Annotated in this window: 9 protein-coding genes; 2 read left to right on the plus strand and 7 right to left on the minus strand. The window is 68.3% G+C overall.

Annotated features, from left to right (window positions below; all coding sequences use genetic code 11):
* Window position 1: 1 nt before the first annotated feature.
* Window positions 2–406: an integrase core domain-containing protein gene (locus tag ACFPIJ_RS04485; RefSeq protein WP_380113313.1), complete on the plus strand. Its 405-nt coding sequence runs from the start codon at window positions 2–4 to the stop codon at window positions 404–406.
* Between the two features lie 465 nt (window positions 407–871).
* On the plus strand, window positions 872–1,744 hold the full coding sequence (locus ACFPIJ_RS04490; RefSeq protein ID WP_380113314.1) for a tyrosine-type recombinase/integrase: 873 nt from the start codon (window positions 872–874) through the stop codon (window positions 1,742–1,744).
* A gap of 61 nt (window positions 1,745–1,805) precedes the next feature.
* Here ACFPIJ_RS04490 and ACFPIJ_RS04495 read toward each other — a convergent pair whose 3' ends face one another.
* The 7 genes from ACFPIJ_RS04495 to ACFPIJ_RS04525 all read right to left on the minus strand — a co-directional run bounded on the left by ACFPIJ_RS04495 (window position 1,806) and on the right by ACFPIJ_RS04525 (window position 13,107).
* Window positions 1,806–3,029, minus strand: coding sequence for a Wadjet anti-phage system protein JetD domain-containing protein (locus ACFPIJ_RS04495; RefSeq protein ID WP_380113315.1), 1,224 nt, complete (start codon window positions 3,027–3,029; stop codon window positions 1,806–1,808).
* Between the two features lies 1 nt (window position 3,030).
* Window positions 3,031–6,420 (minus strand): ATP-binding protein, encoded by a 3,390-nt coding sequence (locus ACFPIJ_RS04500; RefSeq protein WP_380113316.1) that lies wholly within the window; start codon window positions 6,418–6,420, stop codon window positions 3,031–3,033.
* Entirely contained in the window at window positions 6,417–7,034 is a 618-nt protein-coding gene (locus tag ACFPIJ_RS04505; RefSeq protein ID WP_380113317.1) for a DUF4194 domain-containing protein, read from the minus strand. The genes ACFPIJ_RS04500 and ACFPIJ_RS04505 overlap by 4 nt, the downstream gene beginning before the upstream one ends.
* A complete protein-coding gene (locus ACFPIJ_RS04510; protein ID WP_380113318.1) occupies window positions 7,031–8,488 on the minus strand; it encodes a DUF3375 domain-containing protein in 1,458 nt (485 codons plus the stop codon). The genes ACFPIJ_RS04505 and ACFPIJ_RS04510 overlap by 4 nt, the downstream gene beginning before the upstream one ends.
* A gap of 409 nt (window positions 8,489–8,897) precedes the next feature.
* Window positions 8,898–9,833 carry a hypothetical protein gene (locus ACFPIJ_RS04515; protein ID WP_380113319.1) on the minus strand — a complete coding sequence of 312 codons (936 nt, stop codon included), beginning with the start codon at window positions 9,831–9,833 and terminating at the stop codon, window positions 8,898–8,900.
* A 2-nt stretch (window positions 9,834–9,835) separates the two neighbouring features.
* Complete coding sequence (locus tag ACFPIJ_RS04520; RefSeq protein WP_380113320.1) at window positions 9,836–12,610, minus strand: cation-translocating P-type ATPase; 2,775 nt, start codon at window positions 12,608–12,610, stop codon at window positions 9,836–9,838.
* A gap of 98 nt (window positions 12,611–12,708) precedes the next feature.
* Window positions 12,709–13,107, minus strand: a complete 399-nt coding sequence (locus ACFPIJ_RS04525) for a universal stress protein (RefSeq protein WP_380113321.1) — start codon at window positions 13,105–13,107, stop codon at window positions 12,709–12,711.
* Window positions 13,108–13,639 lie beyond the last annotated feature (532 nt).

Raw genomic sequence — 13,639 nt, forward strand, 5'->3', positions numbered from 1 at the left:
CATGGATCTCGAGGACACCGGATGCCGGGCGCGGTTGCTGATCCGCGACCGGGACGGCAAGTGCCCGAAACTGGTCGACGCGATCCTCGCCGATGCGGGCATCACCGTGGTGCTCAGCGGTGTCCGGACGCCGAGAATGAACTCAATCATGGAACGGTGGGTGCAGACCTGCCGCCGTGAACTGCTGGACCGGACTCTCATCTGGAACCAGCGACATCTATTGCACGCCCTGCGCGAGTTCGAGGTGCACTACAACGGCCACCGCCCGCACCAAGGCATCGCGAACGCGCGACCGTCGCGTCCATTGCCGCCGCCGATCGCCGACCCGGACAAGATCCGCCACCTCGACATCCGAAGACACGACCGCCTCGGCGGCATCCTCCACGAGTACCAACACGCCGCATGAACTGCACGGACAAGGTTTTCGGCAAGCGCACCGCCGTCGTGCGTCAACGTTGGCTCACGCCGAAGCGGAAGGTGCCTATGCCAGTCGAATCGTCGTGGATGGCCCGACAATCGTGGGGGTTTGGTTGCGATCGGACCTTCGACACCGTTCTGGTACAAAATGTCCGACTCTAGTGTGTTCGGGTACACGCTTGAACACCCAGCCGTAGCAGCTACGACTCCCTGCGGTGTTCAAGCGAAAAAGTTCTGACACCACCGCCAGCAGCCAAAGAGTTGGCCCGGAACGCAGCGACGTTACCTATCTGCCAATCGACGGTCTGTTCAACATCAGCGCGCAGCTCACACGCGCGTTCAAGACGTCGACGATCGGCCGTCTTCTTAACGCGGTAGCCCGACGTTCGCACCTAACCAGTCCTCGCCGGAGTGACGTCGCACGCAAACGGTGGGTCCGTACGTCGATGACCTCATGCGATGGCAGCCGCTGCCGACCACCGTCGCCGGATGGATCCCGCTGACCCTGAGTACCTGCACTGTCAGCACCGCCACCCTGTACCGGCACTACCTCGAACTGTTCGCTCAACGCCACGGCGACGACGACCTCGCCAACGTCCGCGCCACCCACATCAACGACTTCGCGGCCTGGGCTCAGACCATCGCGCAACGCCGACGGTCCTCGATCGACGGTCGCAGCGCCAAAGAACACGCCATCGCCGCCGTCCGCAAACTCTTCACCGTCGCCATGCAAAACGACATCATCACCGGCAACCCCGCCACCGTCATCGCCAAACCTCGCCGCCACCCCACCCGACGTGCACCCCTGACCAACGAACAACTCAACGACATCTTCGACGTCGCCGCCGACCACGAGACCCTCCTGTTGCGGTTCCTCCTCGAAACCGCGTGCCGCCGGGAAGGCCTGCTCGACCTCACCCCAACATCGGTCCATACAGCACGCCAGACCGTCATCCTCAACGAGAAACACACCAAACACCGCGAACAACCAATCTCTGCCACCGTCACGAACGCACTCGCTGACCCCAACTGCCCGCTGTACGCCTGGACCCGCCGCCGCCTCGACACACTCTGGAACCGCCTCGGCCGCGAACTCGACTGGTTTGCCGCCCTCGCCGTCACCACACACTGGTTCCGGCACACCACCATCACCCGCGTCGAACACCGCACCGGCAGCTACGCCCTCGCCGCCGCGTTCGCCGGCCACCAACTCCCCGGCAGCACCGGAACCTACATCAACATCACCGTCGCCGACGTCTGTTGGGCCTTCCAACAAGCCGGCTACGGCAACCACCCACTCGCCCAACACTCCCACCGGCAGCAATAGCGGCAACCCGCCGGCAGGCACAACTACCGGCGGGACACCAAGCCACACCCAATCGAACGACTCAACCTTGGGTGGACAAGAGGGTCGGCGGGAGGGCGTTGCTCATCGCCGTTCGGACGGCGGAGAACCGGATCCGTTCCTGCTCCAGGCGTACCGATGGGCCGAGGGCGTCCTCTACGAGGTCGCGGTACAGGCTCGCTTCGTGGTCGTCGAGCGCCGGGAGATGCGCGGAGACCGGCGTCGGCTCGCGCACCCACTGGGTTTCGTGCGCCAGCAGGGTGGTGCGGTCCATGAGCATGGAACGGGTCGAAGGAAACAGTTGCCGGAGCCTGCTGAGGATGGCGAAGCCGTGGGTGTCGATGTCACCCCAGTAGATCAGCTGCCGTTCTGTGAGCCAGTGCAGCGGCTCCAGCGTGGAGAGGGCATAGCCGCCGCCGAAGATGACGACCGCGTCGGGCGCGGACGGGAGGGCGAGGTAGGTCACCTCGTTCTCCACGACGTAGACCGTCGAGGCTTGCAGAGGCGTCGCGGTGAGTTCGTCGACCCGGATCGCGATGTCGCTGTATGGTCCGGCAAGGTTGACAGACGGGTCCAGGCGTCGGACCCGGGCGTAGGCGGGCTTCTTGCGGAACCGATATCGCCCGGCGAAGTCGCTCGCTGGGACCTCGGCGACGATGCGGTGTTCGGGCAGTTGCCGGTCCAGCAGGCTCGCCAGGATGCTGCGGTGCTGTTCGATGAACTTGGTGTCGACGCCGGGTACGTCGACCTGGCGCAGGTACACGTCGGCGCCGGTGTTGGCCTCGATCCACAGAACCGTGTCGAGGAGCGCGGCCCAGTGCTGTTCGTGGTGCAGGACCTTCATCGGCTGCGCGGCCAGGTAGTCGACCAGCGCCGGCGCTCGCCGCCGGGTGAGTTCGATGAGTTCGTCGAAGCACTGTGCCTGCCGTGTGACACCGAGGATCTGCCACAGCTGCCGGGGTGTGTCGATCCAGGCCCGGCACGGCAGGGTGTTGGTGCCGACGTGCCGGCCGCCGACCGGCCGGTGTTCGAGGCGGAACAGTCGTGGGTCGGCGGCGCGCCATCGTTCGGCCCAGGCCTGCGCAGCGGCGAATGCGGCGGCGATCTCGCGCGCTGTCGGTGCCCGGATCGGGACGGCGACCGGTTGCCAGTCGGCGCCGGCGGCGGAGGCGGCGAGAAAGTCGCCGCGGTCCCAGCGGCGGCGGAGCACGTCGGTGACGTCGGTCGGCGTGGTCCATGGTTCGCGTGCGGGCGTCCGGCCGGGCATGTCAGTGTGCACCGATCTCGACGGCGCCGCGTTGGTGGACGTGGAGCTGCCGTCGGGCCCGATATTCGTCGATGGTCAGGGTTTGCAGTCGTGAGTAGCTGCCGCCGGGGTTGTCGACGTAGCCGACGGCGGCGACGAACGGCTCGATCACGTGGATCTTCTGGAGCGGGGTGACGATCAGCAGTTGCAGGCCGAGGCTCTGGAACAGCCGGAGCGCGAACCGGGCGGACTCCTCCGAGCCGCGGCCGAACGCCTCGTCGATGACGACGAACCGGAAGGTCCGCGACGGTCCCGGGTCGTGGTCGAGCTTGAACTGGTACGCGAGGGAGGCGGCGAGGATCGTGTAGGCGAGTTTCTCCTTCTGGCCGCCGGACTTGCCGCCGGAGTCGGAGTAGGTCTCGTGTTCGGTGTCGTCGTTGCGCCAGCGTTCAGAGGCCGCGAAGACGAACCAGTTCCGGACGTCGGTCACCCGCCTGGCCCACTGTTTGTCGGCCTCGGTGTGCCCTTCGCGGCCCTTGAACCGTTCGACCAGGCGTTGCACCTGGAGGAACTTCTGCTCGGAGTACTGGTCGGCGTCGTCGCCGGAAAGTGCGCTGTCGGTGCAGGCCCGCATGTCGGCGATGAAGTCGCGCATGTCGGTGCTGGGGTTGCGGTCGCCTTCGAGCCGGATGTATCGGCCGGTGTTGTAGTCGATGCTGACGAGCGACTGGTTGATGATCTCGATCCGCTCTTTGATCATCTCGCTCTGTTTGGTGAGCTGGGAGTGGAAGGTGGCGATGTCGCGGATCGTGTTCGTGTTGAGGTAGAGCTTGAAGTCGGCCTCGAAGCGCGGCAGGTCGTCCTCGACGAGTTGGGCGCGCAGTCGGCGGTACTCCCCCGCCGCGTGGACGGAGTCGTCCATCTCGGTGGTGAGGTGCGGGTAGCTGCGCCCGAAGTTGACCATGTGGGCGACGGCTCGGGATGCTGCCTGGTGCTGACTGCGGGTCGCCGTCTCGACGGCGCGGGTGAGGCGGCTTTGCGCCTCGGCCTGCAGTTGTTCGTACGCCTCGGGCGTCGCCGGTAGCGAGCCGATGTCGGCTGCGAGGCGTGTGAACTGGTGCTGCGCATTTTCGGCTTCGGGTTCGGCGAGCCGCGCCGCTGTCTGTTGTTCGGCGAGCTGGGCGACCTCCAGGAGTCCGCTGACGCGTCCGTGCTCCTTCTGAGCAGTGGCCTGCTGAGTTTCGCGCGTCTTGATTTCGCTTTCGGCGTCCTGCAGCGCCTTCGTAAGTCGCTGGAGCTCACCTGACGACGACTCGATCTGGCGTCGTTCGTTCTCGAGGTCTGCCACCTGCCGAGCTGCTTGTTCCCAGTCGAGATCCGCGAAATCGGTGAGCTCGCCGAGTTTGGCGAGCACGGCGTCACGGTCGGCCGCTGCTTGGAGTTTGCCTTCCAGGGCTTTGCTCCCGGTCGTCGCCGTGCCGTGCTCCGCTGTCAGGGTCGATGCTGTGGCGAGGAGCGCGGCGATCTTCTGCTCGTTGCTCCAGCCGAGGACGTAGGAACTGCGGTCGTCGATGCGGGTCCGGTCGTCCTTCTCGTGCCGTCCCCCGGAGTCCTTGATCTGGCCGGACCTGGTCAAGGCGCGGTCGGCCTGTTGGAACTCGGCCATCGTCTCGACGCACGCGTATCCGGCCCGGCGGCTCAGTTCGGCCGTCAGCCATGGCTGGAACGGACCGTCCCGGACATCGAGCTTGGCGGCGAGGATGTCGTGTCCGCGATGGTCGGGCGGGCGGGTGCCGGCGACGCGGTCCGGAACCCGGTAGTACACCAGCCGGGTCCGCAGATGGTGGTTGTCGATCCAGGCGGCGACCGCCGGATAGTGCGCCTGCGACACGAGCATGGACAGACCGAAGCTGTGCAGGACGCGTTCCGCTGCGCCTTCCCAGTCCGATTCGTCGTCGCGGACCTGGATCAGTTCGCCGGCGAACGGCAGCGTCGATTCGGGGAGGCGGAGTTCGCCGCACATCCATTCGCGGAGTTCGAGCATCCGGCGGGGAATGTTGTTGCGTCGTTGCCGCAGGCTGAGCAGTTCGGCGTTGAGCTCTTCGAGCCGGTCATGGAGTTCTTTGACGCGGTTCATCGCCTCCGCGAACTGGCGTTGGAGGTCGGCCCGGCGTTCCGCGCTGCGATCTGCCTCACGGTCGATCTCCTTGAGGCGGGGGCCGAACTGCTCCGCGGATGCGACCGGCGCGAGGCCGGCCGCGGTCAGTTGGCGGTTGAACCGGTCGGCGCGCTCTTTTCGCCGGTCCTGGGTCCGGCGGGCGTCGACCAGTTCGCGCTCGATCGCGCCGATGCGGTCACCGCCGTGACCCGCTCGTTCCAGCTCCAGTCTTTTCGCCTGTTGCCGCAGGTCTTCGAGCTGTTGGCCGATTGTCGACAGCTGCGTGCCGAGGTCGGTGAGGGTTGTCTGGTGCTGCTCGATCCGGGTTTTCAGCAGGGCGGCGGTACCGTGCGCGCAGAAGTACGGCAGTGCGGCCCGCTGCAGGTTCAGATCCGCGATGCGCACACCCATCCGGTCGTGCTCGTCGCAGAGTTCGATCATCGGTGCCAGGGCGGCGAGCTGCTCCCGCGCGACCTGCACCGCCTGATGGGCGGTGGTGAGGTCGTCGAAGTGGTCGATGAGTTGCTTGATCCAGGTGTCCGCGTCGAAGGGTTCGAGCATGTGGCTGCGGACGAAGGCGTTGAGGTTCTCGACTGCTTTCATGGAGACGGTCTGATGGAACAGGTCCATCGCCTGGTCGGAGCTGATGCCGAGCCGTCGTCGGTAGTCCTTGCCGTACTCGGGGAAGTGGTCATAGACCTTCGCGCCTGTCTGCCGTAGCCGGCGGCGCAGGTGGCTGATCTCGGTGCCGAAGTCCACGAAGTCGGTGTCGACGCCGAGGCGGCCGTCGGCGACGACGAACAGGCGCTCCGGCTGTCCCGGGTTGCCCTCATGCAGCCAGAACACCTGGGCGACGGTCACCTGCGTGTCGAGGTCGGTGTTGCCGAACACTCCGAGGATGACCGAGTAGCAGCTGCCCCGCCGCAGCGCTACCGGTCGCGAGACCCCAGTCAGCTCGTTGCGTTCGGACTTGTGGTGGCCAAGGACGTAGGAGCGGAGGCTGCGTTCGCGGGTTTCTGCGCCGGCGGCCTTGTTGTAGGAGATCTTGTTCGCCGGAAGCAGCAGTGTCGTCACCGCGTCGACCAGGGTGGACTTTCCTGAGCCGATGTCTCCGGTGAGTAGGCCGCTGGCGCCGGCCAGGGTCAGCATCCAGACCCGCTGGTCGAACGTGCCCCAGTTGCGGACCTCCAGCCGGTGCAGCCGGTACCCGGGGCCACCGTGGACCACATCGTCGAGCGTCAGATCCTCCGTCACGCGGTGCCCTTCCCGTCCCGGCCGGCGAACTCCGCCGCGTACTCCCCCAGCCGCGCGTCCAGCTCCGCCAGCCACTGCGCGTCGACGAACGCTTTCAGGATGCGGCGCACCTCGTAGCTGCCGTCGCCGTCGTTGACGCGCCGGAGGAATCCCAGGTCCACGGCCTTGGCGATATGGGCGTCGATCTGGTCGATGAGCCGGGCGTCGGTGCCGGTGTCCGGCAGGAACACCGTCAGCATGTCGATGATCTGCTGCCGGGTCAGCACCATGCGGGTCTCGCTCGAGTTCGCGTCGAACTCAGCGAGCCGCTTACGCAGCAGCGCCAGCAGCACGCTCACGTGCAGCGACAGCTGTCTGCGGGCGACCAGCCGTGGCACCGCAACCTCGTCGACGGCTTCGTCGTCGGGTCTTCCGCGCAGGCAGGCATAGCCCTCCGCCTCGTCGATGAACACGACGAGTCCCATGACCGCGACGTAGTCCCGCACCTGCGACTGCAGCTGCAGCAGATGCCGCCACGGCACCTCATGAGTGTCGCGATAGACGACACCCTTCAAGAGGTGCGTGACCGCAACGGACAGGTCCGGCTGGGACTCGGCTGCGCCGCGACCGTTCATGCGGCTGCCCTCGATGCCGTCACTCGGGCGTAAATGATTCGGGGCATGGTCACCCGTTTCCCCACACCGTCGGGATCCTGCCAGTGGACCTCGGCGGGCTGACGTTCGTCGAATACGACATCGAAGGCGGGATCCGTCAGCGACAGGTAGGTCACCAGCTCGGCGAGCCCTTGCCGGAGCGGCCGACGGGACACCACCTCCACGAGTTCAACCTGCGAACGGTCCCGCAGCATCGCGCGGACCTCCTCCCGGAGGGGCTCCGGGTCGACATGGACCTGCTCGAACAGGACCGAGAAGTCGACGACCTCCGCAGCGGCCTCGACCGACGCGGAGCTGTCCAGCGCGGCCTTCGACCGTGGCCGGTACAGCGGACGCTCCATCGGCAGGGCAACCGTCGGGGCGACGGCATCGATCTCCATCGTCAGGTGAGCGTCGGGATGCCGGCGAAGACTTAGGGCGTGGGTTTCGATGCTGCGCAGCAGGTCCATCACCCGCCGGTTCTCCAGCCACACCTGGTCGTCGAGGAACCGGCGCAGCTGCTCGGACAACAGCCGGACCGTCGCCTGGGTCCGCTCGGCCGCGTCGAGCCAGTCGTAGTGGATCCTGCGCATCCGCGGGTCCGGGCCGCCGATCCCGGGCAGCGCCTGCACCCGGTCCAGCAGGGTCGTGAACTCTGCCTGCCGTGCGTGTGACAGCAGGAAATCGTAGAACGCGTGGAAGCTGCGGCCCTGGTCGGAGTCGGCAATGGTGCTGCGGTCGCCGAGCACCTCGTCGAGGTACGCGCCCTTCGACCCGCTCCACAGCGCGACGCGCTCCCGCAGCTCGCGGTCCAGCGCCCGGAAGTTCGCCTCGACCTCACGGAAGTCCGCCAGCAGGTCGCGGGCGGTGGCGGTGAACTGCTGATACCGGTCGCGCTGTGCCGTGTCGTCCAGCAGCGGCAACTCCCCGTCCCGGATCCGGGCGATCTCACCGTCGATCTCGGCGCGACGCCGGTACAGCTCGGCCAGCCGGACGTCCGGGTCTGTCTCCGCACCGAATGCCATCTGCCGCAGCAGCTCAAAAACGATGTTGAGCCGCGACTCGGTACCCACGAACGACCGGGCCTGCAGCGACCGGACCCACGCCAGTGCCTTCTCCACCGCCGGTGTCGCATCGAAATGCGCCTCGTCGGAGCCGGTCGGGTAGTACTTGCGCAGCCAACCGGCGTCGGCACGGGCCCAGTCGTCCAGATACGCCTTGCCCGGCCGCGGAAACCGCGGCTCCTCCCCGCGCTCGTTGAGGTCGAGCAGCTCATCGTCGAGACGCGCAGCCAACTCGACCGCGGACACCGATCGGGCGTTCTCGTCGACGAAGACCTTCCCGAGAAACGCCAGAATCAGCGGCGCGTGCTCGGCGCGGAGCAGCTTCCACGCGGCGTGATTGCGCTGCAACACGTCAACGTCATCGAAGTCCACCAGCACCTCACGATCAGCTCACCTGAGTGATACACCATGCTACGAGGACCCCACGACATTTCGTACGGTGGACAACCTCTGGCGGCCGCAACCACATATCTTCCGCGCCGGGGGCGATCCCCGTTCACCTGCGTCATTTCGAGCCACGCTGATCGCAGGCAGGGACTCCGACAGCACTCGTCCATCCGGGGTGCGGCTCGGTGATATGGCGGTGTGCTCCATGACGCCATCCTCTGCGGCTGGTATCTCGCCCGATGGCGAGCGAAGCGGGCACCGTCGCCCCTGGTTGCGTGTCCTGTCCTGTCCGGCTGGCGCGTCTTGTGGTCACGGTTGGGCTGGGTGCTCCGACTGGTTGAGCACCAGACGATCGCGACGGTGTCTGGGCCGATCATTTCCCGGCTGCGCCGCGTCAACGTCCGGCGACGACGCCCGTGCTGTTGCGCGTTCGTGGGTTCCGGCTCACTGAGCGGCCCCCGGTCAGGCCTCGCAGTGTCCGCGTCAGGACGGTGGTCGTCGTGGCGAACACAAGGCCCACCGGCATCACGACGGCCCACGCAGGGTCGTGGCCGCGCAGGGCGGCGACCACTGGCGTGACCAGGATCGGTAGGCAGGTCAGCGCCAGGAACACCAGCTGTCCGGCGGCGGTGGCGTAGCCGAGCGGATGGCGGCGCAGCAGCAGCACCCCGCTGACGGCGACGGCGGGCAGGAAGAACGCCAGGTCGAGTACGTGCACCGGGTTCGTCGGTACGTTCCAGTCGGTCGCGCTGCGCGATGAGCCGCCCGCTGCCAGGTCGGGGATGATCTCGCTGAGCCAGATCGCTGCGAACAGGGTGGCAACGCCGATGAGCAGCCACGCCGTCAACGGCATTGCCCGCCCGGCGTAACGTCCCTCGACCGCCGCGACGTTCAACGTCGCCACGCCGCCGATGAGCGCGAACGTCGCCAGTCCGAGGACCGCGGTCCAGAGCAGGAACAGCGGGCCGAACTGCACCGAGAACGCGTAAATGGCGTAGTTGTAGACGGTGAAGGCCAGGCAGCCCAGCCACGTGAGGTAGGCGCGCAGCGACCCGCGGACCGCGGCGGCCCCGAGCACGACGAGCAGCGGCGCGACCAGGGCCAGGTTCACCACGTCCTGCGCCGCCGCCGCGTCGGCCAGGACGGTGGTCTCCCTGCCGTAGATCCGGTGCCCGGCGAGGAGCCCGGCGATGCTGCCCGCCGCGGCGAGACCGGCGGCGGCCGATGCCAGCCGGCTCCAGCGCCGCGCCAGCCGGACCGGCACGTCGCCGGTCCGGTGTGCGGTCCACCTCGGGCGGAACCGGGCCCGCGCGGTGGAGGCAGGTGGCATGCTCACACCGCCCGCCGGCGGGCCCAGCGGACCAGTTCGTCCACGCCCCACACGACGACCGGGAACGGGGCGATGATCGCCAGCTGGGCGGGGCTGACCGCGGCGGTGCCGAAGATGTCCTGCAGCGGCGGGGTGTAGATGACCGCGGCGGTGAAGACCAGCTCGAACGCGATCCCCCACAGCAGGAACCGGTTGGTGAACAGCCCGATCGTGAACAGCGACGCGCGGTCGGTGCGGGCGGCGAACGCGGTGCCGATCTGGCAGGCGACGATGCCGGCGAACGTGATCGTGGTGGCCTGCAGGTAGGCGTGGTGTAGTGGCGTGCCGGCGCCGGTCGGGTCGCCGGGGTGCCAGCCGGCCCGCCACAGCGTGAACAGGTAGCCGCCCATGACCAGTACCGCGGAGACCCCGCCGAGCAGGAGCCAGGCGCGGACCAGCAGGGCCCGGTCGATGACGCCCGCGGCACGGGGGCGCGGTGGGCGGTCCATCAGCCCGGGCTCGGCGGGTTCGCGGCCCAGCGCCAGGGCGGGCAGGGTCTCGGTGCCCAGGTCGATGGCGAGGATCTGCAGCACCGTCAGCGGCAACGGGATCGCCCCGCCGGACAGCGCGAAGATCAGGAATGGCACGACCTCCGGAACGGCGTGGGCGAAGATGTACAGCACGAACTTGCGGACGTTGGCGAAGACCCGGCGGCCGGCGTCGACGGCGACGACGATGGTGGCGAAGTTGTCGTCGGTGAGGACCATGGTGGCGGCTTCGCGCGCGACGTCGGTGCCGGAGCGGCCCATGGCCACGCCGATGTCGGCGTGCCGCAGTGCCGGGGCGTCGTTGACGCCGTCGCCGGTCATCGCCACGGTCTCGCCCTGGGCCCGCAGTGCCTCGCAGATGCGCAGCTTCGCCTCCGGGGACACCCGCGCGAAGACGATCTCGTCGCCGCCGGCGAGGATCGTGTCGAGTTCACTGTCGGTGAGCCGGTCGAGTTCGTCGCCGGCGACGATCCTGCGGCCCTCGTGGCCGAGGCCGACCTGTCGGGCGATCTCCGCGGCGGTGGGCCCGTAGTCGCCGGTGATGACGTGGATGCGGATGCCGGCGCGGTGCGCGGCGGCGACAGCGGCGGCGACGCCCGCGCGGGGCGGGTCGACCATCGCGACCAGTCCTAGCAGGGTGAGCCCGGACTCGGCCTGCTGCCGGTCGGTAGGGACGTGCTGACCGTGGTCCAGGGTGCGGGCGGCGACGGCGAGCACCCGCAGACCGCGGGCGGCGTACCGGTCCAGGGTGTGCTGGAGGTCCAGGCGGATGCCGTCGTCCAGCGGCTGGAGCCGCCCCTGCGGGTCCAGTACCTGGTCGCAGCAGGGCAGGACAGTCTCCAGGGCACCTTTCGTGCGGATGACCAGCGTCCCGGCGTCCTCGTCCACGGTCGACATGCGTTTGAGGTGGGCGTCGAAGTGGAAGACGGCGCGGCGGGCCGCGTCGCGACCGGCCGGCGTGACGGCGACGTGGAGTTCCTCTGCGAGGCGCAGTAATGCCAGCTCGGTCGGGTCACCGGATCCGGCTGTTTGCGCCTCGGTCGGCGGCTGCGCGGTGGTGCACGCCGCCGCAGTAGCAGCGAGCGCCTTGGCGCGGGTGTCGTCGACAGTGGTGGTGGTCGTGGTGTCGTACTCCGCCCCGGGCAGCCACAGCTGGGTGACCCGCATCCGGTTCTCGGTGAGGGTGCCGGTCTTGTCGGTGCAGATCACCGTCGTCGAGCCGAGCGTCTCCACCGCGGAGAGCCGTTTGACCACCGCGCCGCGGCGGGCGAGGTCCCGCACGCCCGCGGCGAGCGCCAGCGTGATGGTCGGCAGCAGACCCTCGGGCACGTTGGCGACGATCAGGCCGATGGAGAAGCTGATCGCCGCGGCCCAGCCCAGCCCGGCCCACACCCCGACGGGCAGGAACAGCACCCCGACGATGACCGCGACGACCGCGATGATCCAGGTCGCGCGGCGCACCTGCTGTTCCAGGGGGCTGCGTTCGGTGGACACCCGCTGGGACAGGGCGGCGATACGGCCGAGTTCGGTGTGCATGCCGGTGCGGGTGACCACGGTGCTCGCTTCACCACCGGTGCAGGTGGTGCCGCAGAACACCAGATCGGGGGCCTCCAACAGCGAGGTGCCCGCATCGGCGGGCCCTGCTGATCGGGTGGCCGGCATTGACTCGCCGGTCAGTGCGGACAGGTCCAGCACGAGCGATCCGTCGATGATCCGTGCGTCGGCGCAAACCCGGTCGCCCTCGGCGATGATCAGGATGTCGCCGGGCACCAGGTCCCGGGCGGCGATCTCGGACCGGACGCCGTCGCGGAGCACGCTGGTGGTCGACGGGAGGAACGCGGCGAGGGCTTCGACCGCGCGTTCGGCCTGCATCTCCTGGACGAACGCGAACCCGGCGTTGAGCAGGATGACGGCGACGACCGCGACGGCGAGGGCCGGGGACCCACCGAACCAGGCCAGGACCGCCGCAAGCGCGAGCAGGATCGCAAGCGGTTGGGTGAACTGGCCGAGCAGTTCCCGCGGCCAGCGCCGGCCGGTACGGCGGGACAACGTGTTCGGCCCGTAGACGACAAGTCGCCGCGCGGCCTCCCGTTCCGACAGACCGGACCGTGACGTGCGCAGGTCGCCGAACAGATCGACGAGCGGCCGGCGTTCATCGACCGACTCACCGGCGTCGGCCGCACGATCCGGGTCGGGCTGATCGACGTCGACCCGTGGTACGGCCTCAACGGCATGAGGGAATACGACCATGCGGTGCTCCTTTTTGCTGCTGCTGAACCGACGCCTGCGGCTTACTGGTGGGACCAGGCGGGGTCCTGCGGCACCACCACGACGGGGCAAGGTGCGTGCTACACGCAGTGCTGGCTGACCGACCCGAGCAGCATCCCGGCGAACGTGCCGTGTCCACGACTACCGAGGACCAGCATCTGCGCGCCGCTGGCCGCTTCCAACAGGACCTGGACCGGGTGACCTCGCGCGACCCGGGCGCGGATCTCGACGGGCGCATCCGACTTCCCGGTAACGTCGGCGACCGTTTCGGCGAGGATGCTGTCGCTCTCATGCGGCAGGGGCGACCCGCCGTATGAGTAGCCGATCAGCACGGGTTCCTGCCAGGCGCTGACCGCCTCGACTGTCGCGGCGGTCCGCCGGGCCTGGGTGATCGCCCAGCGCAGCGCCATCTTGGAATGAATCGAGCCGTCGACACCGACGACGATGCGCCGCTCGGGTGCCCCGGTCTGATCGTTCATGGTGGACCTTCTCGAGGTGTGTGTATCGGTACGCTCGATGTCGTAGCGCGCCCGAGGCGGAAGATCTGATGGATCGGTGCGCTACCCGGATGTACGGCGCGCAGTTACGGCAGCCACGTGGCCCGGCGTCGACCGACTATGACCCTGATGAGGGATGGTGCTGGCGCCCAGCAGCTGCAGGATGATCAGTCGGCTTCGGCTCGTGAACAGCGCAGCGAGGGCGGCGGTGGACAGCCACCGGGGTCCAGAGCGACAACCTCACCCTACGCGCTTTCGACGCCAGGATCCCCGTGGGCGAGCGCCGATCGGATCGGCAAGGGTAGAGCTCTGTCGCCTGAAGGGATCTCAGCCGGCTAATGCCGTGACCTGCGAGGCCTGCGGACGCGCAAGCGCAACATAGTCGCTGTCCCCTTCGCGGACGGCGACAGCCGGGTCAGCGGTCAAACGCGTCAACTCTGGGCGTAGAGAGGAACCGTCGTGGGCATCACCGGCCGTCAGGTTCGGGCAAGTCCAGCCTCTTCGCGGTCGCCCC

The organism is Dactylosporangium cerinum, from assembly GCF_042653625.1.
Taxonomy (GTDB): Bacteria; Actinomycetota; Actinomycetes; order Mycobacteriales; family Micromonosporaceae; genus Dactylosporangium; species Dactylosporangium cerinum.